This window comes from Aestuariibaculum lutulentum (genome assembly GCF_032926325.1).
GTDB lineage: Bacteria > Bacteroidota > Bacteroidia > Flavobacteriales > Flavobacteriaceae > Aestuariibaculum > Aestuariibaculum lutulentum.
Genome location: NZ_CP136709.1, coordinates 3,079,137 through 3,105,361 on the forward strand (window position 1 = coordinate 3,079,137; position 26,225 = coordinate 3,105,361).

21 protein-coding genes and 1 tRNA gene are annotated in these 26,225 nt (G+C 35.3%); 8 read left to right on the forward strand and 14 right to left on the reverse strand.

Annotated elements, in window-relative coordinates; translation table 11 throughout:
- The 3 genes from R1X58_RS13160 to bglX all read left to right on the forward strand — a co-directional run bounded on the left by R1X58_RS13160 (position 1) and on the right by bglX (position 4,419).
- The gene (locus tag R1X58_RS13160) at positions 1-957 is read left to right on the forward strand and encodes a PKD domain-containing protein (protein WP_240574371.1); all 957 of its coding nucleotides are present in this window, start codon (positions 1-3) and stop codon (positions 955-957) included.
- Positions 958-1,028: 71 nt separating this feature from the next.
- Positions 1,029-2,138 carry a glycoside hydrolase family 16 protein gene (locus R1X58_RS13165; RefSeq protein WP_240574368.1) on the forward strand — a complete coding sequence of 370 codons (1,110 nt, stop codon included), beginning with the start codon at positions 1,029-1,031 and terminating at the stop codon, positions 2,136-2,138.
- Between the two features lies 1 nt (position 2,139).
- Positions 2,140-4,419 carry a beta-glucosidase BglX gene (bglX, locus tag R1X58_RS13170; protein WP_240574365.1) on the forward strand — a complete coding sequence of 760 codons (2,280 nt, stop codon included), beginning with the start codon at positions 2,140-2,142 and terminating at the stop codon, positions 4,417-4,419.
- Between the two features lie 67 nt (positions 4,420-4,486).
- On the opposite strand, the gene R1X58_RS13175 is transcribed toward bglX, so the two are convergent.
- The 5 genes from R1X58_RS13175 to R1X58_RS13195 form a co-directional block, all read right to left on the reverse strand.
- A complete protein-coding gene (locus R1X58_RS13175) occupies positions 4,487-5,911 on the reverse strand; it encodes a TolC family protein (RefSeq protein WP_240574353.1) in 1,425 nt (474 codons plus the stop codon).
- A 29-nt stretch (positions 5,912-5,940) separates the two neighbouring features.
- Complete coding sequence (locus R1X58_RS13180) at positions 5,941-7,302, reverse strand: HlyD family secretion protein (RefSeq protein WP_240574350.1); 1,362 nt, start codon at positions 7,300-7,302, stop codon at positions 5,941-5,943.
- Positions 7,303-7,307: 5 nt separating this feature from the next.
- Entirely contained in the window at positions 7,308-8,972 is a 1,665-nt protein-coding gene (locus R1X58_RS13185; protein ID WP_240574345.1) for a peptidase domain-containing ABC transporter, read from the reverse strand.
- Entirely contained in the window at positions 8,962-9,642 is a 681-nt protein-coding gene (locus R1X58_RS13190) for a TetR/AcrR family transcriptional regulator (protein WP_240574343.1), read from the reverse strand. Before R1X58_RS13190 ends, R1X58_RS13185 begins: the two co-directional genes overlap by 11 nt.
- Before the next feature lie 565 nt (positions 9,643-10,207).
- Positions 10,208-10,292 (reverse strand) — tRNA-Ser (locus R1X58_RS13195).
- 193 nt (positions 10,293-10,485) lie between these two features.
- Here R1X58_RS13195 and R1X58_RS13200 point away from each other — a divergent pair.
- From R1X58_RS13200 to R1X58_RS13210, 3 genes are all read left to right on the forward strand, one after another.
- Positions 10,486-11,115: an NAD(P)H-dependent oxidoreductase gene (locus tag R1X58_RS13200; protein WP_240574341.1), complete on the forward strand. Its 630-nt coding sequence runs from the start codon at positions 10,486-10,488 to the stop codon at positions 11,113-11,115.
- 114 nt (positions 11,116-11,229) lie between these two features.
- Positions 11,230-12,429: a DegT/DnrJ/EryC1/StrS family aminotransferase gene (locus R1X58_RS13205; protein ID WP_240574338.1), complete on the forward strand. Its 1,200-nt coding sequence runs from the start codon at positions 11,230-11,232 to the stop codon at positions 12,427-12,429.
- A 120-nt stretch (positions 12,430-12,549) separates the two neighbouring features.
- Positions 12,550-13,515: a hypothetical protein gene (locus R1X58_RS13210; RefSeq protein ID WP_240574336.1), complete on the forward strand. Its 966-nt coding sequence runs from the start codon at positions 12,550-12,552 to the stop codon at positions 13,513-13,515.
- On the opposite strand, the gene ribB is transcribed toward R1X58_RS13210, so the two are convergent.
- The 6 genes from ribB to tpx all read right to left on the reverse strand — a co-directional run bounded on the left by ribB (position 13,512) and on the right by tpx (position 20,712).
- Positions 13,512-14,657, reverse strand: coding sequence for a 3,4-dihydroxy-2-butanone-4-phosphate synthase (gene ribB, locus R1X58_RS13215; RefSeq protein WP_240574333.1), 1,146 nt, complete (start codon positions 14,655-14,657; stop codon positions 13,512-13,514). The genes R1X58_RS13210 and ribB overlap by 4 nt on opposite strands.
- 30 nt (positions 14,658-14,687) lie before the next feature.
- Positions 14,688-16,655 (reverse strand): LptF/LptG family permease, encoded by a 1,968-nt coding sequence (locus R1X58_RS13220; RefSeq protein WP_255802931.1) that lies wholly within the window; start codon positions 16,653-16,655, stop codon positions 14,688-14,690.
- 11 nt (positions 16,656-16,666) lie between these two features.
- Positions 16,667-17,302, reverse strand: a complete 636-nt coding sequence (locus tag R1X58_RS13225; protein WP_240574326.1) for a LolA family protein — start codon at positions 17,300-17,302, stop codon at positions 16,667-16,669.
- A gap of 13 nt (positions 17,303-17,315) precedes the next feature.
- Positions 17,316-19,760: a DNA translocase FtsK gene (locus R1X58_RS13230; RefSeq protein WP_240574322.1), complete on the reverse strand. Its 2,445-nt coding sequence runs from the start codon at positions 19,758-19,760 to the stop codon at positions 17,316-17,318.
- Positions 19,761-19,824: 64 nt separating this feature from the next.
- Positions 19,825-20,193, reverse strand: coding sequence for a diacylglycerol kinase (locus tag R1X58_RS13235; RefSeq protein WP_240574320.1), 369 nt, complete (start codon positions 20,191-20,193; stop codon positions 19,825-19,827).
- An 18-nt stretch (positions 20,194-20,211) separates the two neighbouring features.
- Complete coding sequence (tpx, locus tag R1X58_RS13240) at positions 20,212-20,712, reverse strand: thiol peroxidase (RefSeq protein WP_240574317.1); 501 nt, start codon at positions 20,710-20,712, stop codon at positions 20,212-20,214.
- A 282-nt stretch (positions 20,713-20,994) separates the two neighbouring features.
- Between tpx and katG the strand changes: the two genes are divergently transcribed.
- Complete coding sequence (gene katG, locus R1X58_RS13245) at positions 20,995-23,169, forward strand: catalase/peroxidase HPI (RefSeq protein ID WP_240574314.1); 2,175 nt, start codon at positions 20,995-20,997, stop codon at positions 23,167-23,169.
- A gap of 57 nt (positions 23,170-23,226) precedes the next feature.
- Here katG and R1X58_RS13250 read toward each other — a convergent pair whose 3' ends face one another.
- From R1X58_RS13250 to R1X58_RS13260, 3 genes are all read right to left on the reverse strand, one after another.
- Complete coding sequence (locus R1X58_RS13250) at positions 23,227-23,682, reverse strand: hypothetical protein (RefSeq protein ID WP_240574312.1); 456 nt, start codon at positions 23,680-23,682, stop codon at positions 23,227-23,229.
- Positions 23,683-23,779: 97 nt separating this feature from the next.
- A complete protein-coding gene (locus R1X58_RS13255) occupies positions 23,780-24,406 on the reverse strand; it encodes a hypothetical protein (RefSeq protein WP_240574310.1) in 627 nt (208 codons plus the stop codon).
- A gap of 57 nt (positions 24,407-24,463) precedes the next feature.
- Positions 24,464-25,585, reverse strand: a complete 1,122-nt coding sequence (locus R1X58_RS13260; RefSeq protein ID WP_240574306.1) for a histidine decarboxylase — start codon at positions 25,583-25,585, stop codon at positions 24,464-24,466.
- 182 nt (positions 25,586-25,767) lie between these two features.
- Between R1X58_RS13260 and R1X58_RS13265 the strand changes: the two genes are divergently transcribed.
- A complete protein-coding gene (locus R1X58_RS13265) occupies positions 25,768-26,220 on the forward strand; it encodes an Lrp/AsnC family transcriptional regulator (protein ID WP_240574303.1) in 453 nt (150 codons plus the stop codon).
- Positions 26,221-26,225 lie beyond the last annotated feature (5 nt).

Below are 26,225 nucleotides of genomic sequence, written 5' to 3' on the forward strand. Positions count from 1 at the left end.
ATGAAAACACTAAAATATATATTAATTCCGATTTGTGCAGTTTTATTCTTTACGATGAGCTGTCAGGATGAAGATTTAGAAATAGGTGATATAATAACACCTACTAATATTCAGATGGATGTCGAGATTATTGGAGTAGATGCCAGTAATCCCAATGGTGATGGTACTGGTTTTGTAAAATTTTCAGCTAAAGCCGATAATGCCTTTACTTATATTTTCAATTTTGGAGACGATACCGATAACGTAGTTTCAACAGGAGAGGCAATGCACCGTTTTACTCAAGTTGGCGTTAATGCTTATACCGTAACAGTGATTGCATCAGGTACAGGTGGCGCACAAAGTTCGAAGTCTATGATTGTAGAAGTCTATAGTTCGTTCGAAGATCAGGAGGCTAAAGATTTCTTAAGTGGAGGCCCCGGGACCAGTAAAACCTGGTATTGGGCAGCCGATAAGCCATCAAATATAGGTTTAGGCCCTAATGAAGTTTCAAGTGGAGGAGAACATAGATATCCGGCCTGGTTTCAGTCTAATGCCTGGCACCCTGATAAATTATGTATGTACGATGCCGAAATGGTCTTTACCCAGGCCGCTGATGGTACTTTAACTTTTGAACAAACTGTAGGGGATGCTTATGTTCCAGGCACCTATGCTGGTAATTTAGGTGTGACTGGTGATACATGTCATGGTGCAGATGTAGTGCCCTCTTTAGCTGGCGTTAAAAATGTACAGTTGGTGCCTTCTACATCTATTGCCACTATCGATCAAAATGACCCTGATAATGAACCTTATCGAGGAACAACCATTAATTTTTCAGATGGTGGTTTTATGAGCTGGTATGTGGGTAGTAGTAGTTTTGAAATCATAGAAATTACAGATAGCACGCTGGAAGTTCGGGTTACTGAACCCGGTTATGCCTGGTATTGCTTATTTCAAACAGAAAAACCAGTTCAACCCTAATTTGATATATAGCTATAGCAGGAGGTTATTTAATTAATCTCCTGCATTTAGAAAATTTCAAACAAAATATAATGATAAAAAAGATGCTTTATATTCTAAATATAGGCTTATGGCTGCTATTGTCTTGTTCAGGAGGTAGCGATGATGTAAGCCCACCAGATACCCCAAAAGATATTATACCTACTAATTTAACCTTAATGGTTGATGTTTTGGGAACAGACACTAATAATCCTAATGGAGATGGCTCTGGAGTAATTACTGTCTCGATACATGCAGATAATGCCGATTCCTATGGTTTTAAAGTAGAATCTCAACAGGAAGTTAAAAATACAACCGGTGTTTTTGAATATACATTTATTAATGAAGGCACTAATGAATATGTAATCACTGCATTTGCATATTCCAAAACAGGCCATGAGGTAAGTACGTTTAAAAAAATGCTGGTTTACGTCAATTCCGGAGAACTACAATTAGTTTGGTCTGATGATTTTGATACCGATGGTGTTCCCGACGCTTCAAAATGGGGGTACGATATAGGTAATGGTTGTCCCGATATTTGTGGCTGGGGAAATGGCGAAAACCAATTTTATACCAACCGTTCAGATAATGTAAAAGTAGAAAACGGTCTGTTGAAAATTATTGCTAAAAAGGAAGATTATCAGGGCTCGGCCTATACCTCCGCAAGATTATTGACTAAAGATAAATATGAGTTTACCTATGGTCGGGTTGATGTGAGAGTAAAATTACCAAGCGGACAAGGCACATGGCCTGCTATTTGGATGCTTGGCGCTAATATTGATGAAGTAGGTTGGCCCGAATGTGGTGAAATAGATATCATGGAACATTGGGGGCATAATGCAACTGTGGTTTCAAGTGCCACACATACCTTATCTTGCTCTGGAGGTTGCGAAAATGTAAAAGTAGGAGAAACCACTGTGACCGACTACGCGACATCATTTCACGTATATTCCTTAATTTGGAACGAAGACGAACTACAGTTTTTGATTGATGGCGATTTAAAATATACTTATAATCCAGCCACTAAGAATGTGACTACCTGGCCGTATAATAAACCACAGTTTTTGATTTTAAATGTAGCACTTGGTGGAAGTTGGTTTACCATTGATCCCAACTTTACTGAAGCTGTTATGGAGATTGATTACGTAAAAGTATACCAATAATATGAAAACAAAATACATATATAAGATACTTATATTGCTTTTCATTTTTAACAGTTCATGTAAAGAAAATGCAAAAGGAAATACTGAAATAAAACCAGATGGTATTGAACAAAAAGTAACCAGTTTATTAGCTAAAATGACGTTGGAAGAAAAAATTGGCCAGATGAATCAGTACAACGGGTTTTGGGATGTTACGGGTCCAATGCCGTCTTCGGGCGATGCTGCTAAAAAGTACGAGCATTTAAAGAAAGGTTACGTTGGCTCGATGTTAAATGTACGCGGTGTTAAAGAGGTTAAAGCTGTTCAAAAAATTGCGGTTGAAGAAACCCGATTAGGAATTCCGTTAATTATTGGTTTCGATGTGATTCACGGTTATGAAACTTTAAGTCCTATTCCATTAGCAGAAGCTTCCAGTTGGGATTTAGAAGCCATTAAAAAATCTGCTGAGGTAGCAGCTAAAGAGGCGGCCGCAGCAGGAATTAACTGGACATTTGCACCAATGGTTGATATTTCAAGAGATGCCCGTTGGGGACGTGTTATGGAAGGAGCTGGGGAAGATCCGTTTTTGGGAAGTAAAATAGCTGTAGCTCGCGTAGAAGGATTTCAAGGTGATGATTTATCATCTTCAGAAACCATTGCGGCTTGTGCCAAACATTGGGCAGGCTATGGTTTTTCAGAATCTGGAAGAGATTATAATACCGTTGATGTTGGCACGTCGACATTAAATAACATCATTTTTCCACCGTTTAAGGCTGCAGCCGATGCCGGCGTGAAAACTTTTATGAATTCGTTTAATGAATTAAATGGTATTCCGGCAACTGGAAATGCTTTTTTGCAGCGTGACATTTTAAAAGGAAAATGGAATTATGATGGTTTTGTAGTTTCCGACTGGGGCTCTATTAACGAAATGATGGCGCATGGTTTTGCAGAAGATAAAAAAGCTGCCGCAAAATTGGCTGTAACCGCTGGGTCTGATATGGACATGGAATCGTATGCTTATGTTGATGAATTAGCGAATCTAGTGAGTGAAGGACAAGTTGATGAAGCTTTAATTGATGATGCGGTAAAGCGCATTCTAAGAGTAAAGTTTGAATTAGGACTGTTCGATGATCCTTACAAATATTGTGACAGCGAAACTGAAAAGGAAGTAATAGGTAGCAAAGAAATTAATGATGCTGTTTTAGATGTCGCTAAGAAATCAATTGTGCTTTTAAAGAATGAGAATCAGATTTTACCATTAAAGAAAAGTGGTCAGAATATAGCTTTAATAGGAGCCTTGGCTGCAGATAAAACAAGTCCTTTAGGAAGTTGGCGTATTGCAGCTAAAGACAGTACTGCGATATCGGTTTTAGAAGGGATGCAGCAGTATTCAGAAAATAAACTAATGTATGCTAAGGGAGCCGATTTAGTTTATGGGGAAACCACCTTTGCAAAGGAATTAAATATTAATATTTCGGATAAAAGTGAGTTTTCTGAAGCTGTTTCAGTGGCTAAAAGTGCGGATGTTGTGGTCATGGTTCTAGGGGAGCATGGTTTTCAAAGTGGAGAAGCCAGAAGTAGAACTAATTTAGATTTACCGGGTGTTCAGCAGGAATTATTGGAAGCTGTTTTTTCTGTAAACAAGAATATTGTTTTGGTATTAAATAATGGAAGACCATTAGCAATTACCTGGGCAGATAAACATATTCCGGCAATTGTAGAGGCTTGGCAGTTGGGAACACAGAGTGGTCATGCCATAGCACAGGTGTTGTATGGTGATTATAACCCAAGTGGAAAGTTACCTATGTCTTTCCCAAGGCATGTGGGGCAAGTTCCAATTTATTACAATTATAAGAATACGGGAAGGCCAGTTATTCCGGCTCCAAATGAAGTGTTTTGGTCACATTATACAGATGAAAGCAATAAGCCATTATATCCTTTTGGACATGGTTTAAGTTACACAACATTTTCTTATTCTAACCTTCAAATTGAAAAAGTCAATGAAGATGAGGTAGAAGTTTCGGTAGATGTTAAAAATACAGGTGATGTTCAGGGGAAGGAAGTTGTTCAGTTATATATAAGAGATTTGGTAGCAAGTATAACGCGGCCAGTAAAAGAGTTAAAAGGATTTGAGTTAATAGCTTTAAATCCTTACGAGAAAAGGACGGTAAAATTTATTTTAACCAAAAATGAATTAGGCTTCTTTGATAACTCTGGAGTGTTTGTTTTTGAGTCAGGTGACTTTAAAGTTTTTGTTGGTGGAAGTTCTGAAACTGTTTTAGAACAGGATTTTGAACTTTAATCTAGTTTAGTTGGTAAAAAGCCTTTCAGTTTTTATTGAAAGGCTTTTTTATTATAAAATTGAATTTTTAATCTTCTAAGGTATTTAATATTTGCGCAAAATTAGCTTTAGTCGTTAAGACCTTATTTGTGACTTCAATATTTTTTAATTCGGTTTCTATAAGTTTGGCTTCACGATAATTAATTAGAAATAAGGAGCCTTCTCCAAGTTCAAATTTTTTCTCCTCGGCTACCACCAATTGTTTGTAATCATTAACCAGATTTTGCACAATATCACTTTGTTTTTCGTATGATTCGATTTCCTGTTGTACTGCATTGATTTTGTTTAGTAAAGTGACTTTGGTTGACGATAAATTAAAATCGATATCCTGCAATTTTAGTTTCGTTAGTTTTAAATCAGCCCGTTCTTTACGCAGAAACAGAGGCATACTAATATTTAGTCCGGCTTTATAGTTTTGCGTGTTTAGGGTGTTTAAGTTTTCGTAATCACTTGTTAAAAAGTTGTATTGTACATCTATTTTCGGAAGCAGATTATTATTGTTTAAACGTTTTTCAAAAATTAATTGTTGCCTTTGCAAAGCTAAAGCTTGTATTTTAGGATGATTTTCAAGAAGATCATCTGAAATTTCAAGGAGACTACTATTTAAAACTCTATCTGCTATAAATGGTGAATTTACATCGGGGATTAAGCTATAGTCAAGTTCAACAGGAGTATTATCTTCTAACCACAGGTAATTGGATAATTCCAGTTGAGATTTAATGTATTTAATACGCGATTTTTCAACATCCAGTGCTCTGTTTTTATAATTGATGCTGGCCTCTAAAGTATCTACAGCAGGTTTATCGCCTGCTTCAAAACTGGTAATAACATTTTTTAAACGCTCATCGGCATTGGTTTGGTAATCGGTATAAACTTTAAATTCCTGATAGCATTTCAACCAGTTAAAATAGGTTTCAATGGCATTATATAGTACCTCATTAGTAGTCAGACTTTGTTTGTTAAGACTAATATCTTTATAAAGCTTGGCTTGTTTTAGGGTTGCCATACGTTCATTGGCTAAAAATCCTTTGGCTAACGACATGGAAACACCGGCACTGTACAAGCCATCTTCAGGAACTTTTGATTCCGGATTAAGGTAGTAGCCTTCATTATTTTCGTAATTAGCTTTAAGTTCAATCCCGTACCAAGTAGGAATTTTAAAGGCAGCGTTTAACTTATCGTAATATTCAGTTCCTGTGAATTTCTTTTTACTATAATCGACTTCTATTTTAGGGTCGAAAGCACCACGTGCTTTAAGAAGTTTTATTTCTCCCTCGGAAGCGATTAGCTGTGCCTGTTTCACAATAGGATGGTATTGTTTTACATAACCTAAATACTCTTCCAGGCTAAAAATACTATCAGTTGATGTTTGCGCCTGAACTGAAAAGAACAAACCGAACATATACAACAGAAGAGATAATGTTTTAAGTTTTGTAAAATGTATGTTTTTCAAAATCATTATGTAGAATTAAATGATTGGATTTATTTCTTTTCTTCACTTTTTTTAGAATCATCTTCACCTTCTGGAACATAAAAGTTAGGAGGGAAGCTGTTTATTTGTCGCCAGATTTCAAACCAAATAGGCACATCTTCTAAAAGTGTAATAGTTTGTGCCCCAGAACCAACACGTAAAGCTTCCGGCCACGGACCATAATCTGGATCTCTGTTTATTAGCACACGATACATACCATTTTTGCTGGCAAAGTTTTCGATAGCAACAATGGTTGCGCCATAAGTACCGTAAGAGACATTAGGCCAGCCACTAAATACGATTGCAGGCCAACCTTCAAATTGCACTTGCACGTGCTCTCCTTTATGTAAAAGAGGTAAATCTATTGGTCTAACCCACATTTCGACAGCTAATTCGTAGTTTGCCGGCATAATACCAACTAATGGTTCACCTTCTTTAAAAGTTTCTCCAATTCCTGATTTTATGGCTTTATTGATATAACCATCCTGCGGAGCCGTTATATAAAGTAAACTGTTTCTTTTTTCGTAGTTAGCCAAACTGTTTTCTAATTTTGAAACTTGAGCCTCACTGTCTAAAGCACTCGATTCGGCAGTGTATAAATCACTTTGTGCTTTAGATAGTTTGTCGCCGTAAGTAGCCTTGATGGTTGAGATGTTCAGTTTGGCATTTATCACCTCGTTTTTTGACACCAGCCATTTGTTTTCCTGAGATATGTATTTGGCATTGGCTTCCTGAAGTTTATTTCGGTATTCTTCAACATCTTTAACAGCTTTTAACCCTTGCTCTTGTAACGATACAGTACGCTCAAACTGAGTTTCGGCAATTTTGGCTTTGGTTTTAGCAGCTTCTAAATCAATGCTATCTGATTCTACTTTTAATTTCGACTGGATGTACTTGTTTTTAGCTTGCTCCAACTTTAACTGTTGTTCCTGTTGTAATGCTGCATACTGATTTTTCAACGCTTGAACTTTTGAACGGTATGCATCAACAGAAGCCGATTTTGCCTTAATCTGGTCACCTGTACGTTCGGTTAGTAAGTCGTCGAAATATTCACTTTTAATTTCCGATATTTTAAGAATGGTATCGCCTTGTTTAACAAAATCACCTTCCTGAACAAACCAAGAATCAATACGTCCCGGAATAGGCGATTGTAACGTTTGTGGACGTTGGTTTGGCTTTAGTGTAGTTACTAAACCTTTACTGGTTACATTCTGTGTCCAGGGTAAAAATAAAATGATAACAACCAATATGGTACTGATTAGCAAAACACGTCTAAACAGGTTATGCTGATTGGTGTGTTGTGTTGCCTGACCTGATTTGTATTTGTTTAAATCAAGTAATTCTGAAACTTTATTATGAGATATATTTAGCATAGTAATTACGAATTAATCATGTGACCATCTTCTAAAGTGATGTGCTTGTTGCACTTGTGTTTCCAGTAGTTAAGGTTACTAACTACAATAACACTCCAAGGATTCGATTTGTCGCATAAGTATTCAAATATTTTTTCAGATTCTTCAAAATTAAATTGCTTTAAAGGCTCTTCTAAAATTAAAACTTTAGGTTGTTTTAAAATGGCTCTTGCCAGTAGTAGTTTACTGGAAATAAAGTACGGAATCTGTTTTCCTTCTGGTTTTATTAAGGTGTTTAAACCGTGTTGTTGTCGCTTTAAAAAACTGGTTAGACCTACTTTTTCAAACACACTAAAAATGTCTTCGTCACTAATGTCACGATTTCCAAACGTCACATTTTCTCGAATGGTTCCTTCAAAAGGCGATTCTTCCGAAAGTACCATCCCTAAATGCGAACGGTATTTGTTAATGTGTAAACTTTCAATAGATAAGTTGTCGATATAAATATAACCGTCGGTAGGGGCAACGACACCTGAGATAAGCTGTAACAAACTTGATTTACCGGAACCACTTTCTCCTTGAATTAAAACACGGTCACTTGGCTCTATAGTAAAAGAAATGTGTTCTAAAATTGGCTTGTTACGGTTGTAAACCCGATATCCAGCATTTTTAAGTTCTATAGTAAACGGTCTTGCACCAGATACTTCTTCTCCGAATTGATTTTCAATAGGTTTATCTACTACCTGACCTAATTTTTCAATAGCTGTAAGGACATCGTAAATAGATTCTAAACTTAAAATAAGTTTTTCAACTGAAGCAATAATTAAGATGATGATGATTTCGGCAGCAACAAACTGACCAATATTCATTTGTTGATGAAGTACTAAAGATCCTCCAACTAATAATAAACTTGCAGTTACAATAACCTTAAAACCAATCATTTGTTTAAACTGAAGCATTAAAACTTTAAAGTGACTTTCACGTCCGCTTACATAATCGAAAACTAAATCGTCGGTTTTGTCAAGAGCCAAACTGGTTTTTCCTGATAGTTTAAAGCTTATAACGGTACGGGCAATTTCTTCAAGCCAGTGCGCCATTTTATACTTGTATTTAGATTCTTTTAAACTGGTGTCCAAACCTTTTTTTGCGGTGTATTTGAACACGATAAAAATGAGTCCTAATAAAAGAATTCCGAATACAATAAAGAATGGATGATAAAATGATAACAGGATTAAGGCAAAGATAACCTGTAAAAAAGCTGATGGAATATCGATAAGTATTTTAGAAAGTCCCTTTTGAATACTCAAGGTATCGAAAAAACGATTGGCTAATTCGGGCAGGTAGTAATTGCGCATTTCGTCCATTTTAATTTTAGGAAATCTATAAGCTAAATCGAATGAAGCTCTTGTGAAAATACGCTGCTGTATACTTTCAATAATTCTAATTTGTATAAGTTTTAAGATACCTGTAAACGCCACACCCGAGGTTACTAAAACCACTAAAACAATCCAGGAAGTAGAAACCTGTCCGCCCTGTAAAAGTGTAATAATAGCTTGAATTCCTAAGGGTAAGGTTAAAGCTAAAATCCCCTCAAAAATGGCAAAGTAAGCGACTCTGAATATGTCTTTCTTTTCAAGTTGAACAAGACCTAGAAAACGTTTCCAAGGTGATAAAACGTTGTTATTCTCCATGCTTTAGTGTATTAAATATTAAGTTGGTATAAAATTCGGTTACAGATGTTGTTTTATTACAGTTTGTAATACTTTTAATGTGCTGTTGAAAAAAGTGCTGATGTAAAGCGCCTTCAATTGTAGAACTGGCCAAACTAATCGAGTAAGTATAGTTTTTATTATATTCCTGAATAATTTCAGAAAATCTTGTCACAACACGTTTAAAGGGTTTAAAAAAGCCTTCTTCGTTTTCTGAGTCTACATCACAGGTTAAGTAGGCCTTAGCATTTTCACTAATAATGATTTTGTTTAGGACAACTTCGTTAATATGCTCAAAATTACTGTCCTCTTCAGTGGTTCTGGTTAGCACCTCAATGCTTTTTTTAAGTTTTTCTTCAGGGTGTTTTAATGCAAAAGTTTCTAAAACTAATTGATACTCAATCCAAACCCAGTACCACGAGGTTAAATACATGAGCAAATGATGTTTGCTTTCGAAATATCTATAAATAGAACTTTCGTTCGAATTAATTGCTACCCCAAGTTTTTTGAATGTGAAAAGTTCAAATCCTAATTCATCAATAAGCAAAATGCTATGTTTAATGATACGTTTACCCAAGTCTGAGGTTTCAGGGTCTTTAATGAAAATACCCTTAGGTACTTCTATTTTAAAGCTTTGTAGTAAATTAATCATAGTGTATAATTGTCTATCTCACAAATTTAATAGTAATACTTTTAAAATTGTGTTATTATATATTAAAAATATGTGAATATTTTTGTGGAATTGATAATTATAATCTGTAAAAATATTCGATATCTAAATTAATAATAAATTGGTAGAGAATGAATAAGAGCAAGGAATTTGACCCTGGAGGAGTTGTATAAAAATCCGAGAGGATTTTCAGATTGTGAAATCAAGATAGCACGTTTGCGAGAATTTTCGAATGGAAATCAGAAGCGATGAGCTTTATATGGTGTTGTTTCGCGTCATTTAATTAGTAAAAGCGTATAGAAATACAATAATGATTAGAATAATTAGCATAATACCTTTAAAAAAACTATTCGGTTAATGCGTTTTTATTGAATTCATTTTGATTATAAAAAGCCCAAATTTTATTAGACCTAAACGAAAGATAGGACGTAAAACCTTTTAAAGAAAAAGTTCTATCGCTAAAGAAATTTAATAAAAAGAACTGTCAACTATATTGTCAACCAAAAATAAAAAAGCCCGTAAACATTACTGTTACGAGCTTTTGTTGCGGAGAAAGAGGGATTCGAACCCCCGGAGGTGTGACCCTCAACGGTTTTCAAGACCGCCGCATTCGACCACTCTGCCATTTCTCCTTGAGTGTCTCATCAGGTATTCCCTGATTGCGGGTGCAAATATAGAATCCTTTTTCAATTCTATCAAAGTTTTTTCGGCTTTTTTTCGACTTTTTTGTAAATAATTTTTAATCCATTCATTATGAGTAATTTTAAAAATAGTGATGTAAAATAAAAATGCAAACCTTACTTTTGTGTAACATAATATTGAAAAATGGATATCATAAAACAGCTCAAGTGGCGCTATGCCACTAAAAAGTTTGATGTAAATAAAAAATTATCGCCTGCCAAACTGGATACTTTAAAACAAGCTTTTAATCTAACAGCAACCTCATTCGGATTACAAACCATAAAACTACTTATTGTAGAAACCGAGAGTTTACGTCAGTCGTTATTGCCTCATGCGTACAATCAACGTCAGGTTACCGATGCTTCCCATCTTCTTGTTATTTGTATTCAGGAAAATGTTTTAGAGCACGACGTGGTTAACTATTACGAAAACATAAAGGATATTAGAAAAACGTCTGAAGATATTTTGAAACCTTATCGTGAAGACCTCATTAAAATGATGGGTAAAATGTCTGTCGAAGAACGCCAGCAGTGGTCAAAACATCAGGCATATATTGCATTAGGAAACTTAATGACTGTTTGTGCGGTTGAAAATATAGATTCCTGCCCAATGGAAGGCTTTAAAGCTTCAGAATACGATAAAATCTTAAACCTTCAGGAAAAAGGCTTAAAATCGGTTTTATTACTTCCTGTAGGATACCGTTCAGACGACGATATGTTTTCAGACTTCGCTAAGGTTAGAAAACCGCTTGAAGAAGCAATCATAGAATTATAAAAAATAAAATTAATGGCGTTACCCCAAAATACCTTTGGGGTCGGGCTTTCGGTAGTCGCTCTCTGCGAGGAGCTTCAACAAAACCTCAATCCCTAACGCAAAAACAAAAAATATATGCCAGGATTTGAATTATTTGGAGATTTGGAACGTAAAGAAGTAAACGATGTTTTAGATAATGGTGTGCTTATGCGCTATGGTTTCGACGGTATGCGCAACGGACACTGGAAAGCCAAAGAATTAGAAAAAGAATTAGAAAATACGTTTAAAGCGAATCACGTTCAGCTGGTTTCAAGCGGAACAGCAGCCATTTCAGTTGCTTTAGCAGCCGCAGGAGTAGGTGCAGGAGACGAGGTTATTTTACCAACCTTTACGTTTGTTGCCAGTTTTGAAGCTGTTATGATACTGGGGGCAACCCCGATTTTAGTCGATATAGACGATACCTTAACCTTAAATCCAAAGGCAGTAGAAGCCGCTATTACTTCAAAAACTAAAGCCGTTATGGTTGTCCATATGTGCGGAAGTATGGGCGATTTAGAAGCTTTACAGACTATTTGCGATAAGCATAACTTGATATTAGTCGAGGATGCTTGTCAGGCTATTGGCGGAACCTACAAAGGTAAAGCCTTAGGTAGTGTTGGAGATTTGGGTTGTTTTTCGTTCGACTTTGTAAAAACCATTACCTGTGGCGAAGGTGGAGCAGTTATTACCAATAACGAGAAATATTACCTGTATTCCGATCATTACAGCGATCATGGGCATGACCATGTTGGCAACGATAGGGGAGCAGAATCTCATCCGTTTTTAGGATATAATTTCAGAATCTCAGAATTACATGCTGCCGTTGGTTTAGGTCAGTTGAAACGTTTACCTGAGATTATAGAGACTCAAAAAAGGAACTTTAACATTCTACGAGAGGCTTTATCTGCAATTCCAGAAGTTACTTTTAGAACTGTTCCGGAAGGCGGAGAGGAAAGCTACGGCTTCTTAAATTTCTTTTTACCAAATTTAGAAGTGGCTCGTAAAGTTTCAGAAGGATTTAAAACTAATGGTGTTGATGCTTGTTTTCATTATTACGACAACAACTGGCATTATGTTCGCAAGTGGGAACATTTAAAAGAACTAAAATCTTTATATCCAATTTCAGAGGAAGTAAAAGCAGGATTAGCCTATTTAAAAGACGCTGAATTTACAGAATCTGATCATTTTATCGGTCGAAATATTTCGAGTTTAATCAAGTTATCATGGACTGAAGACGAGGTAAAAGCCAGAGCTTCTAAAATGGTTCAGGTTATTCAAGAGACCTTAAAACATTAGGTGTAACACGTATTTGTGTTATATATCTTCTATTATTTGTTACATATCTTATATACTCTTCATAGTTGAAATTTTAACTTTGATTAAGCTATTAATCAATAAAACATTAAAGTTTCAATTATGAAGAGATTTTTTATTTATTCTTCTTTCTTATTATTCATTTTTCTTTATTTAGGATGTAAGTCTAAAACCAAATCGGAAACAGAAATTACTGTTGAAGAAAAGGTTCCTGTAAAACCCTATAACACTTATAAAGACGCTATTGTTTTTAAAACCTTATCTATGGAGTTTATAGGTCTTGATACGATTCCGTCTGGATGGAATACGTTTAAATACATGAATAGGGCAAATGAAACGCATTTTATTTTATTGGATAAATACCCACAAGGAAAAACTATTGAAGATGGTGAAAAGGAGATAATTCCTGTTTTCGATAAAGGCATGGATTTAATAAATGAAGGTAATGCCGAGGCTGGCTTTGCCGAATTTGGTAAACTTCCGGAATGGTTTCCTCAAATTGTATTTACAGGAGGTTCCGGATTAATTGCAGGAGGAGAAACGAGTATTACGACTTTGCATTTAGAACCAGGCTATTATGTGATGGAGTGTTATGTAAAAATGCCTAATGGTAAATTTCATAACGCAATGGGCATGGTAAAAGAACTTATTGTAATTGATGAAGATTCGGGAAATATTGAGCCAAAGGAGGATGTTGAAATAGCAATTTCTAATGATGCAGGAATTGTTATTGCAGATAGTCTGCCAAAAGGACAAACGGTATTTAAAGTGACTTTTAAAGATCAAAAATTACACGAAAATTTTGTACAAACCGATATACATTTGGCTGAAATATCTGATAGCGTAAATTTAGATGCTTTAGAAAGCTGGATGGATTGGGCTAATCCAAAAGGATTAATAACACCAGTTCCGGAAGGGGTTAAGTTTTTGGGAGGCATCCAGGAAATGCCAGCCGGAAAACATGGATATTTTACGGCCGATTTAAGACCCGGCCGTTATGTTTTAATATCGGAAGTTCCTGCTTCAAAAAGTAAAAACTTACTTAAAGTATTTAACGTATCTGATTAGTAATTAACGTAATCTACGATTTCTAAACCGTAACCAACCATACCAATGCGCTTAGTTTGAGCACTGTTCGATATTAAGCGCATTTTATGAATATCTAAGTCGTGTAGTATTTGGGCACCAATACCAAAGTCTCTCGCATCCATATTAATTCTTGGTGCCTTAGATACTGCATTAGGTTTTTGGTTTTCCTTTAAGAAACTCAATCGGCTTAAAATATCCATAGACTGTACTTCCTGATTGATAAAGATGATGGCACCTTTACCTTCATCATTAATTATGTTAAACATATTCTCTAATTGTTCATCAACGTTATTGGTTAATGTACCTAAGATATCGTTATTAATTAACGTTGAATTAATCCTGGTAAGTACGGCATCTTCTTCATTCCAGATGCCTTTAGTTAATGCTAAATGTATTTGATTATTAGTAGTTTGTTTGTAAGCTCTTAATCTGAAACTACCAAAACGGGTTTCGATTTCAAAATCTTCTTTTTTCTCAATTAAAGAATCGTGTTGCATTCTGTATGCCACTAAATCTTCAATAGAAACGATTTTTAAATCCAGCTTTTTAGCCACTTCCATTAGTTGTGGTAAACGTGCCATTGTACCGTCTTCATTCATAATTTCAACGATAACACCAGCCGGTTGTAAGCCAGCCAAACGCGCAAAATCAATGGCAGCTTCGGTATGTCCGGTACGTCTTAAAACTCCCCCTTCTTTAGCAACTAAAGGGAAAATATGTCCAGGTCTTGCTAATTCAAATGGTTTAGTAGAAGGATCTACAAGTGCCTTTACTGTTTTAGCTCTATCGCTTGCTGAAATCCCTGTTGATACACCTTTACCACGTAAATCTACAGATACAGTGAAAGCAGTTTCCATATGATCTGTATTGTTTACAACCATCATATTTAAATCCAATTCTTTACAGCGTTTTTCTGTAAGGGGAGCACAAATTAGGCCTCTACCTTCAGTAGCCATAAAGTTTATCATTTCAGGAGTTACTTTATCTGCAGCAGCAAGAAAATCACCTTCATTTTCACGGTTTTCATCATCAACAACAATAATTACTTTGCCTTGTCTTATATCTTCAATGGCTTCTTGTATTGTGTTAAGTCTTATTTCAGTAGTTGTATTATTTGTCATGGTTTCAATTATCATGATGCAAAGATATTGCTATTTTAAGGAATTTAAACAATTTTGTTTTAGGTCTTCCTTCATTTTAGAATTTAGAAAAACATATCCAATAAAATAAAGAGGTAAACCAATAATGATTAAAATGAGATGTGGTTTTTTTTCTGGTTTATTGATATGTTTATAAAACTGATTGATATTTATAATCGTTTTGAAATAATAAATAATATACATGGCGAACGACACAATACTTAACTGAATTGAAGCCGTTGCAACCGATGGTAATTTATTATTTGCAAATACAAAGTGTAGGATAAGTAAAATAGCACCTATAGTATATAGTGTAATTGCAAATTTGGTGTGGTCTTTATAATCAGCATAAATATCTTCAGAAGTATCAAAGGCTTCATCTATCTTCAGACCTTGACTACGTAAAGATCGTGTTGAATACCCCCGAAAATTAAGCAGTTTTAAAGCTTCGTATCGTGTGTTCTCGTCATGACCCAAAGCTTCATAGTTGGCTATAACATCAAGAATTCTATCGTTTTTATACGAATGCATAAACGTGTAGTCTACGGTTTCTTTTTCTTTAATATTTAGAGCTTTTTTAATTGGTTCAATTAAATGATCGAATTCAAATAGGCCTTTATCTGCTGTGGCTCGTTTGGTTAAAAACACACCAAGAGGTAACATAACCAGAGTAGAAAACCAGCTGGCAAGAATAGGGTTGAAGCCTCCGTTTTTAGCACTGTTTGTAGCAAAAATTCCAATAAAGTGATAGGTTAGGAATAATAAAATAGCGATAACCATTGGCAAACCAATTCCTCCTTTACGTATTAAAGCTCCTAATGGTGCCCCAACAAAGAACAGAACGATACAAGCAAAACCTAAAGCGAATTTTTCATGCAGAGAAATATAATGTCTGTTGATTATGGAATTGGTAGCTTTAATTGGAGTTTCTCTGGAAATGAGAAGCTGATTGGCGCTGCCCATTGTTTTTTGGGCCATATCAACTAATTCTATTTGTCGTTTTAATTCCAGACTATCTAATAAGGGGCCTAAGTTTACAGAATCACGTTCTTTAACTTTAGATATTCTATGGTTATTAGCCATGATACTGGTTCGTTGTAAAATACTTTTTGAAAACGTTTCGTGGTCTTCCTTACGTTTAATTTCAAGCGAATCTATGGCCTTGTTTAAATCAATCACATCCAGCATGCTGTGCTTATCAGTTTGTGATTCGTCGTCCATATCAACCTCGTTCATTTGCGAGATGTCTATATTTATGGTGTACGTTTCGAAAGAACTTTTTGCGAATGGCTTTTTGTTGCGTTCTTTCGGATCTTTCGAGTAAATATCGCTGTAATAATTACCGTCTTTTAAAATAAGTTTGATAACATTTGAATCTTCTCTACTGGCTAATTCACCAGTTTTAGAGCGAATAACCGTAGCATTTTTACGACCATCATTACCTTTAATATGAATGGTAACACTGTCTAAATACTGTCCGCGATCGCCATGTTTCTTATCAAACTTTATATTGTATGTACCAACAGGATTGAATTGTCCTTCAGCTAAAACCATAGCAGGTTTTAACTTCGCTATATTTTTACGCAGGTTATAAGACTTTAGCTCGGCCCAGGGAATAACGTTATTAGAAAAGAAAAACGTTGTAACCCCTAAGATTACTATAAAAACACTTAGTCCCGACATGGCACGTTGCAATGAAATTCCAGTCGATTTCATCGCAGCAAACTCGTAGTTTTCAGCAAAACTTCCAAAAACCATAATAGAGGCCAGAAGAATGGTTAATGGTAAAACTAATGGAATTAGCTTAGGTGTGAAATAAAACAGAAATTTAAAAATTACTTCTATGTCAAGATCTTTCCCTGCAAGTTCTTTAATGTATAACCAGATGGTTTGTAATACAAAAATGAGCATGAGTATAATAAACACGCTCAAAAAAGTCTTGAGGTAAGACGTAAGGATATATCGGTCTAGTATTTTCAAGTGTAGGTGGCTTAATCTAGATTGTTGATGTAAAAATCTTTGTATTTGTTGGCGTCAAAGGTAAATAAGCTTTTCGATAAAGGCTCGTTTGTTTTAAAAGAATTAACAGTAAGCGTTGTTTTGGTGCCGTTTTTGCCAACCTGAATCAAGTTATAAATGTGTTTGGTTTGCTTATCGATACCTAACAAAATACTTTTTATTTCGGAGTTAGAATCGATAGGTGTTAATTTTACATACTGAATTTTTCTGCCATTGATGTTTTGCTCAATATCCATAGCATAAGTGTAACCATCTTCGTAAAACGATAACATTTTACTTGGGGTTACTGAATCTTCTTCACTATCACTATCTGAAGTTACAGTAACTTCTTCATCTTCTAAACTGATGCTGTATAGTTTTTTACCATCGAAAAGACGTGTTACACCAAGAATGTTCAAACGGTATTTTTCACCTTCCATCACCACATCACCTTTGGTTTGTTGTTTAATGTTTTCGGCTGTGTTTTCTAAAACATATTTAAAGTCAATAGAAATGTTATTATAACTCTTAACTTTAGCTGAAACTTCATTTAAAAGGGTTTTAGCTTTGTTTTGAGCAAATGCCGTAACTGATAATGTTAACAGTAAAACAGTGATAATCTTCTTCATTTTCATTTTTAAATTATTGTATTTCATTTTCTAAGTGGTTATCTAAAGCGGTTAAATCTGGTATTAAAACCTGTCTGGCTTTACTACCTTCAAAAGGACCAACAATACCTGCGGCTTCCAATTGATCAATTAACCTACCGGCTCTGTTATAACCTAATTTTAATTTTCGTTGTAATAGGGATGCTGAACCTTGTTGAGCTGTTACAATAACGATGGCTGCATCTTTAAATAAACTATCGCGATCTGAGATATCTATATCAAGACTTGTGCCACTTTCTTCGCCTACAAACTCCGGTAGCATATATGCTTCAGGGTAAGCTTTTTGCGAGCCAATAAAGTCTGTTATGTTTTCTACTTCAGGGGTATCAACAAAGGCACATTGTACACGAATTAAGTCGTTACCCTGGGTGTAAAGCATGTCTCCACGACCAATTAACTGATCGGCTCCGGCACCATCTAAAATGGTTCTCGAGTCAATTTTAGAAGTTACTCTGAAGGCGATACGTGCCGGGAAGTTAGCTTTAATAATACCTGTGATAACATTCACCGACGGACGTTGCGTTGCAATAATCAAGTGAATACCAATGGCACGGGCTAACTGGGCTAAACGAGCAATAGGCGTTTCAACTTCTTTACCAGCCGTCATAATAAGATCGGCGAACTCGTCGACAACTAAAACGATGTATGGTAAAAACTGATGCCCTTCGTTAGGATTAAGTTTACGCTCTTTAAACTTGGCATTGTATTCGGCTATATTTCGACACATCGCCGATTTAAGCAACTCATAACGATTATCCATTTCAATACATAAAGAGTTAAGTGTGTTAATCACTTTTGTATTGTCTGTAATAATGGCATCTTCGCTGTCAGGTAATTTCGCTAGATAGTGACGCTCAATTTTATTGAATAGCGTAAGTTCTACTTTCTTAGGGTCAACTAAAACGAATTTAACTTCGGCAGGGTGTTTTTTATATAGTAAAGAGGTTAATACGGCATTTAATCCAACCGATTTACCTTGTCCCGTAGCACCCGCCATAAGTAGGTGAGGCATTTTAGCCAAATCGACTACAAAGGTTTCGTTACTGATGGTTTTTCCTAAGGCTATTGGTAATTGCATATCGGAACTCTGGAATTTCTTCGAAGCAATCACTGAACGCATGGAAACGATGGTTGAATTTTTATTAGGAACCTCGATACCAATAGTTCCTTTCCCTGGGATAGGCGCGATAATACGAATACCTAATGCCGAAAGGGATAAGGCAATATCGTCTTCTAAGTTTTTAATTTTCGAAATACGAATACCTGCTTCAGGAACAATTTCATAAAGGGTTACCGTCGGACCGATAGTTGCTTTAATATTTGCAATACCAATGTTGTAGTTTTTAAGTGTATCTACAATTCGGTTTTTATTTTCTTCTAATTCCTCCTGGTTAATGGTTATGCCTTCGGAATCGTATTTTCTTAGTAAATCGAGAGTAGGGAACTGGTATTTTGCCAGTTCAAGGGTTGGGTCGAATAATCCAAAATCGGCAACCAGTTTATCAGAAAGGTTATCGGTTTCCGACTGTTCTTCGGCAACCTTTTCAACTTCTATAGATAAATCTTCCTCTTCAGTTTCTTCTTCAGCAATGTTAACCTCAAGAGCCGTGTTGGTTAAAACTTCTTTCTCTTCAGTATCAATGGTGTTTAACGTCATGTTATCACCAAGAATATCATCGTTTAAATCGTCATCGAATGCCGTGTCGATTGTTTCTTTTTCTTTAATATCGAATGCCGACTTAAAAGCTTCGGCTTCTTCTGTTAGATTATTGTCTACAGGAACGATAAGCTCATCATTTGCCATTGTAAATTCATCCTTAATGTCTTTTTTAGCAGAATGGAAAAGATTCGCAAAGCTTTCAAAAGTTAATCTGAAACGAATAGCTAAATAAGTAATCACTCCGAATAACAATAAAAGCGACACACCTATTTTACCAATATAGTCTTGTAAATATGTGTTAATTTCAAAACCAACAGTACCTCCAAGAATATCTATTTTAGACCCGAAAAATCCAAAGAATACTGATAGCCAGATGATGATTAAAATTCCCCAGAACCAGTGCTTTCTTAATTTCGTTTTGTTACTGTCGGTTAAAATATAAACGCCCGATAAGCAACAAAGGCCAGAGAAAATAAATGATGAAATACCGAAACCGCGCTGAATGAATAAATCGCTTAACCAGGCTCCGGTTTTACTTAGCCAGTTTTTTGGTTTTACTTCCCTTGAAGCAAAGTCAGAAAGCGTGCTTTGGTCTGCTTCACCTGTGAAAAGAAAAGACACAAATGCAATGCAAAGCACGATACCGAAAATAACCAGAAAACTTCCGAAAACCAGTTTTTGTTGGCTTGATAATTGAAAGCTAGGTAGTTTTAATTTTTTTTTAGTAGATGTTTTTGAGTTGGTTTTTTTCTTCGCCATTCATGCACGTTTAGGTTAAAACAAAAATACAAATTACTAACGTTTATCCTAACGATATATTATTTTAAAAAATCTTCGGAAGATATATGATTAATCCAATAATAGAGGCGAAAACAGAGGCTATAAAAACGGCTCCTGCTGCTATATCTTTAATATAGCCTATTTTAGCATGATGCTCGGGGTGAACAAAATTTGCAATTTCTTCAATGGCGGTGTTAATACCTTCAATACTCATAACCAAACCAATAGCAAAAAGTTGCAAAATCCATTCGGTAGCAGATATATTGAAAAAGAATCCTGCTGCACAAACACTTAAAGCGATTACAAATTGAATTTTTATGCTGGCTTCTCGTTGTAAAAGTAAAATTGCACCTTTAAAAGCATAGCCTACACTTTTTAAACGGTTTGTAAAGAAGGATTCTTTTTTTGTCACTTAAATTGAAGATATATATTAAACCAAAGCTTCTAAAGCAGCTTTGTAATTTGGCTCGTCAACAATTTCTGATACTTGTTCGTTGTAAAGCACGGTTCCTGTTTCGTCAAGAACAATAACACATCTAGAATGTAAGGTTTCTAAAGGGCCATCGGTAAAATCTAGACCATAAGCTTTACCAAAACTTCCGTCTTTATAATCTGATAAATTTACAACATTATCTAAGCCTTCAGCTCCACAAAAACGTGCCATAGCAAAAGGTAAATCATGAGAAATACAAAGTACTTTAGTGTTTTCTAATTCGCTTGCTTCTTTATTAAAGGCTCTAACTGAAGCAGCACAGGTTCCTGTATCTATACTTGGAAATATATTTAAAACGACTTTACTTCCTGCAAAATCACCTAAGCTAACGGTAGCTAAATCTGTATTTGTTAATTTAAAATCCGGAGCTTTTGTGCCAATTTTTGGAAGTTCTCCAGAAGTGTGTATTGCATTTCCTTTTAATGTTACTGTTGCCATTTTTTCCTGTTTTAATTTTTTTTAAAAGTAATAATTAAATAAGAATATCAAAGTAAACCGGTTTGGGTTTTTGAAATCTTTAACTAAAGGTTATCAACTTGGAATTTAATAAAACCTTTTTGATTACTTGATCTGAGATTGGTTCTGAAGGGAATTATGAATCCTTCAATAAATTTTCGTAATAATTGTATAGTTAATATAAATATGAGTTAATGGTTTTTTAAATCATATTTCATAACTTTAGGGGAAAGAAATAACCTATAAATTTTTAAATCTCAAAATATGGAAGGAAATTCAAATTCATCCGGCGGAAAATGTCCGTTTATGCATGGTTCCAATACGGAAACTAAAGATTCTGTAGTAGAGTGGTGGCCTAACTCGTTAAACTTAGACATTTTAAGTCAGCATGACACAAAAGTTAACCCCTTAGGAGAAGATTTTAATTATCAGGAAGCTTTAAAAACGTTAGATGTTGAAGCTTTAAAGAAAGATGTAACCGATTTAATGACCGATTCGCAAGAGTGGTGGCCTGCCGATTGGGGGCACTATGGAGGATTAATGATTCGTATGGCCTGGCATGCTGCCGGATCGTATAGAGTAGCCGATGGTCGAGGTGGAGGAGGAACCGGAAATCAGCGTTTTGCTCCGCTTAATTCCTGGCCAGATAACGTGAGTTTAGATAAAGCCAGACGTTTGCTATGGCCAATAAAGAAAAAATATGGTAATAAAGTTAGTTGGGCCGATTTAATTATTCTGGCTGGGACTATTGCTTACGAAAGCATGGGGTTAAAAACTTACGGATTCGCGTTTGGGCGTGAAGATATCTGGGCTCCTGAAAAAGACGTATACTGGGGTGCTGAAAAAGAATGGTTAGCACCAAGTGACGGTCGTTATGAAGATGTTTCTAAACCAGAAACTATGGAAAATCCATTAGCAGCCGTACAAATGGGATTAATTTATGTAAATCCTGAAGGGGTGAACGGAAATCCAGATCCTATTAAAACAGGTGCACAGGTTCGTGAAACCTTTAAGCGTATGGCGATGAATGATGAGGAAACCGTTGCCTTAACGGCTGGTGGACATACAGTAGGTAAAGCACATGGTAACGGCGATGCCAGTATTTTAGGAGCAGATCCTGAATCTGCACCAGTTGAAGAACAAGGTTTCGGATGGTCTAATCCAACACGCACAGGAGTTGGTAGAGATACGGTAACCAGTGGGATTGAAGGAGCATGGACGACACATCCAACAAAATGGGATAATGGCTATTTTGAGATGTTATTTAACCATGAGTGGGAACTGCGTAAAAGTCCTGCAGGGGCGCACCAGTGGGAGCCTGTAAGCATTGCCGAAGCAGATATGCCCGTAGATGTTGAAGATTTAAAAACAAAATACAATCCAATGATGACTGATGCCGATATGGCGATGCGCATGGATCCTATTTATAAAGAAATTTCATTGAAATTTAAAGATGATTTTGATGCCTTTTCTGATGCTTTCGCAAGAGCGTGGTTTAAGTTAACACATCGCGATATGGGACCTAAAGATCGTTGGTTTGGACCAGATGTACCAACCGAAGATTTAATCTGGCAAGACCCTGTGCCAAAAGGAAAATCAGATTATAATGTTGATGCCGTTAAGTCTAAAATTGCTGCTTCTGGTTTAACTATTTCAGAATTAGTGTCCACTGCTTGGGATAGTGCCAGAACATTTAGAGGTTCAGATTTTAGAGGCGGTGCTAACGGAGCACGTATTCGTTTAGCACCACAAAAGGATTGGGCAGGTAATGAGCCGGAGAAATTAGCAAAAGTACTTTCTGTTTTAGAACCTATCGCTGCTGAATTTGGTATCAGCGTTGCAGATACTATTGTTCTTGCAGGTAATGTGGGTGTTGAAAAAGCGATTAAAAATGCAGGTTTGAGTATAACCGTGCCTTTTGCTCCGGGTCGTGGAGATGCAACTCAAGAGATGACCGATGTAGATTCGTTCGCACCGCTTGAACCTTTAGCTGATGGATTCAGAAACTGGCAGAAAAAAGATTATGTGGTTAGTCCGGAAGAAATGTTATTGGATCGTGCTCAATTGATGGGATTAACTGCTCCTGAAATGACAGTGTTAGTTGGAGGTATGCGTGCTATGGGAACTAATTACGGAGGAACAAAACACGGTGTATTTACTAATAATGTAGGTGCTTTAACTAACGATTTCTTTGTAAACCTAACCGATATGGCTTACAAATGGAAACCAATTAGTAACGGTGTTTACGAGATTGTAGATCGTAAGTCGGGCGCTGTAAAATGGACAGCTACTCGTATAGACTTGGTGTTTGGTTCGAATTCTATTTTGCGTTCTTATTCCGAAGTATATGCACAAGACGATAGCAAAGAAAAGTTTGTAAAGGACTTTGTTAATGCCTGGGTAAAAGTGATGAATGCTGATCGTTTTGATTTAGCTTAATCATTTATATTTATAGATAAAAAGCCACTTCAAACTGAAGTGGCTTTTTATTTTCAATTAATTGAAGCGTATGTATGTTTCAATAATTTTATGATCAACGTCGGCTTCATCTACTTTTTCTATACCACTTTGTATTAAAGTGTCACCACGAACTTCAACTGTAAATTCAAAGGTGTTGCCCTCCCAATTTCTAAAATTGCAATATTCTAAATATTCCGTGTATTTGTTGTTTTCTAAATTATATTTACCTCCGCCAGAAGCAAAAAAAGCGAGAGAATCTTTTCCTTCGTTAAGGTCATGATTTAGGAACGCAAAGTGAGAAGCATTTATAATTTTAATCATACTTCTATTAGATAAATCGCTTGATATAGTACTGTCTTCTTTAATGGTTATCGCTGAAATTAGTTTCCAAGTTCCTACTATTGGTAAAGGCTCAGGCTGTTTAGCGTTTTGTTCCTGGCCACAGGACAGTATAATTAGAAGTAATACGGTTAAAGAGTGTTTAGTTGTCATTGGTTATGTTTGAAAAATTGAAACGTAAATGTAGGGAAAACAGAATGTGCTGTAGTTAAAAAAAAGAAAAGCCTCTTTTAAATAAAAGAAGCTTTTTTTATAGAAATGATTTGTAAAGATTTCGAAGTCTTTGCCTGTCGTGGCTTTCTAAATAAAGATTATTTAATTCCGGAAAAAGTTTACAAATTATTATTTTAATAGAATCTGCATTTTTACAATTTTCAAAACTTCCGCAAGGTAAACTATCTAATAAGTATCGACAGCGGAAAGTAAAATTTTCATTTCCATAAGTATAAGAAATATTAAGGTCGGCACTGTTTTTAAAGCTATGCGAAAATTTATCAATAGAGGCGTCAATTTCAATGCCTTGTGCTAATAATTTAAATGGATTTAATGGTTTTTTAGTGATATAAATATTTGAATTTTCCGGGTTTGTAATATCAAACTCAACTTTATAAAAGCCATTTATTTTAACTTCATCATTTAAATTAAAGAAGTCATGTTTGCTGCTTGTTTGATATTTTTTACCATTATAAAAGAAGGAAAAATATATTATATCATTATGTCTTCCTCCTTTTTTAATTACTTTTCCTATTCCATATTTTTTGTGCTGTTGTAAAGATTCATGATCGTTTATAGAGTTTATGACCATTAAAATGATACCGAAAATGAGAATTATAGTAAAAACTCTTTCGCCAGTATCTTTTAGCTTTTCTATATTCATTAATTTCTTTTCAAATTTTTTGTTAGATAAACAGCGAATATATAATTCTAAAACAATTTAAACTAAAGCAATTTGAGCTTCTTTTTCTTTTATCAAATCTTCAATAAAGGCATTAATTTGTTGTTTGGAAACGTTTGGCATACAGATAAGATGCGTAACATCTCCTTCAGTAGCTAATTGCCATTTGTTTTTAATGACATCAGAAGTTTTAGGCATTACAACTGTTATGGCCCCTTCATTGCTCCATGCGTTAATGCCTATAGCGTTTAATTTAGTTTTACAGTACTCGGCGATTTCTAAGCTGTGGTTGTAGCGTGCTTTCAATCCGTCGACTCCCATATTTTTAATGGCGTACCATAAAAATAAAACGCTGTGCCCATTTCTTGAGCCAGTAATAGTCGTGTCTAAAGAACCGATATAACTGACGCCTTTAGAAACACGATCTCTTAATGATCGCTTTGTTATAACCACACCACTTGGAATAGGTGAGCCAATGAATTTATGTCCGCTTATAGAAATGCTGTCTGCACCATCGGCCATATCAAAAGGAATCTTTTCATTCAAGAAAGCTCCATAAGTTCCTGAGAGGGCACCGTCGCAATGAATGTAATGATCCTGAATAGCCAATTTTCGTAAAATGCCTTTAATTTTTGAAATATCATCTTTAGCTTCAGTCATTGTAGTTCCAAAATTCGATAAAATGATGGCTGGTTTATGACGATTATACTGTAAAGTGTTTTGCAAATCTTCATAATCAATCTCACTATTTTCCTGAGAACGGATAACAATGCCAGGAATGTTAAGTAAATGAATATTTTTCTTCACACTATAGTGTGTCGATTCTGAATAATACACCATCGCTTTTGGGTATAATTCACGGGCAATGTATAATCCGTATAGGTTACTTTCCGATCCGCCATTTGTAATATAACCCCAATAATCCTCTGGGTTAGCTCTGAATAAATCAGCAAAAAATTCAATAACCTCCCGTTCCATGTCGTGCGTTTGCACTTTGTAGGTGCTCTTAATAAAAGGGTCTCCCACGTTATTAATCGGGTATTTAAGGAATTCAAAAAGTGGCGTGTAATCAAAATCTTTTGAAATAGGGTAGCCTAAAAACAGGTTGCTGGCTTTTTTTATATTTTCTAAGGTGTCTTCAAGTTGGGTGTGTATATTCATCAATAAAATGGTTATATTTTGTCGTGTATTTTTGGTTTAAAACTCTTCAAAAGTATATTTTAATAGGTTTTGTTTCTTGCAATATGATTTAATTGGTAAATTATTCTATATAAAATGATTATTCAATATTTTTGTATTGATAAGTGAAGTGCGGATATCAAAATTTAGAAATAAAATCTACTATGGATAAAATAGATAAAAACATACTGAAACAACTTCAAATTAATGCTAAGCAAAATATCAAGGAAATAGCTGCTAAAGTAGGGTTGAGTGTTACACCAACGTACGAACGCATGAAGAAGCTGGAGCAGGCAAACATTATTAAATCTTATGTGGCTTTATTAGACAGAGATGTTATTGGTAAAAAGTTTGTAGCCTATTGCCAAATAACTTTAATTCGACATCATAAGGAGTTGATTGATGATTTTAAAACGAAAACACTCCAGTTTTCAGAAATTATGGAATGTCATCACATTTCCGGAAATTTCGATTTTTTATTAAAGATTGTGGTAAACGATATTAGCCAGTATCAGCAATTTATAAATGAAAAATTATCGCTGTTGGATTGTGTTTCTACAATTAACAGTTCGTTTGTTATGGAAAGTGTTAAGGAGACGACGGTTTATGAATTGTAGTCTTT

Bases quoted from the DNA above. Each gene is read 5' to 3' on its own strand.
- tpx (WP_240574317.1), bottom strand. From the start codon at position 20,712: ATGGCAACAGTAACATTAAAAGGAAATGCAATACACACTTCTGGAGAA.
- R1X58_RS13210 (WP_240574336.1), top strand. From the start codon at position 12,550: ATGAAGAGATTTTTTATTTATTCTTCTTTCTTATTATTCATTTTTCTT.
- bglX (WP_240574365.1), top strand. From the start codon at position 2,140: ATGAAAACAAAATACATATATAAGATACTTATATTGCTTTTCATTTTT.
- R1X58_RS13185 (WP_240574345.1), bottom strand. From the start codon at position 8,972: ATGGAGAATAACAACGTTTTATCACCTTGGAAACGTTTTCTAGGTCTT.
- R1X58_RS13255 (WP_240574310.1), bottom strand. From the start codon at position 24,406: ATGAATATAGAAAAGCTAAAAGATACTGGCGAAAGAGTTTTTACTATA.
- R1X58_RS13180 (WP_240574350.1), bottom strand. From the start codon at position 7,302: ATGCTAAATATATCTCATAATAAAGTTTCAGAATTACTTGATTTAAAC.
- R1X58_RS13160 (WP_240574371.1), top strand. From the start codon at position 1: ATGAAAACACTAAAATATATATTAATTCCGATTTGTGCAGTTTTATTC.
- R1X58_RS13260 (WP_240574306.1), bottom strand. From the start codon at position 25,585: ATGAATATACACACCCAACTTGAAGACACCTTAGAAAATATAAAAAAA.
- R1X58_RS13205 (WP_240574338.1), top strand. From the start codon at position 11,230: ATGCCAGGATTTGAATTATTTGGAGATTTGGAACGTAAAGAAGTAAAC.
- R1X58_RS13165 (WP_240574368.1), top strand. From the start codon at position 1,029: ATGATAAAAAAGATGCTTTATATTCTAAATATAGGCTTATGGCTGCTA.
- R1X58_RS13265 (WP_240574303.1), top strand. From the start codon at position 25,768: ATGGATAAAATAGATAAAAACATACTGAAACAACTTCAAATTAATGCT.
- R1X58_RS13200 (WP_240574341.1), top strand. From the start codon at position 10,486: ATGGATATCATAAAACAGCTCAAGTGGCGCTATGCCACTAAAAAGTTT.
- ribB (WP_240574333.1), bottom strand. From the start codon at position 14,657: ATGACAAATAATACAACTACTGAAATAAGACTTAACACAATACAAGAA.
- R1X58_RS13225 (WP_240574326.1), bottom strand. From the start codon at position 17,302: ATGAAGAAGATTATCACTGTTTTACTGTTAACATTATCAGTTACGGCA.
- katG (WP_240574314.1), top strand. From the start codon at position 20,995: ATGGAAGGAAATTCAAATTCATCCGGCGGAAAATGTCCGTTTATGCAT.
- R1X58_RS13250 (WP_240574312.1), bottom strand. From the start codon at position 23,682: ATGACAACTAAACACTCTTTAACCGTATTACTTCTAATTATACTGTCC.
- R1X58_RS13190 (WP_240574343.1), bottom strand. From the start codon at position 9,642: ATGATTAATTTACTACAAAGCTTTAAAATAGAAGTACCTAAGGGTATT.
- R1X58_RS13230 (WP_240574322.1), bottom strand. From the start codon at position 19,760: ATGGCGAAGAAAAAAACCAACTCAAAAACATCTACTAAAAAAAAATTA.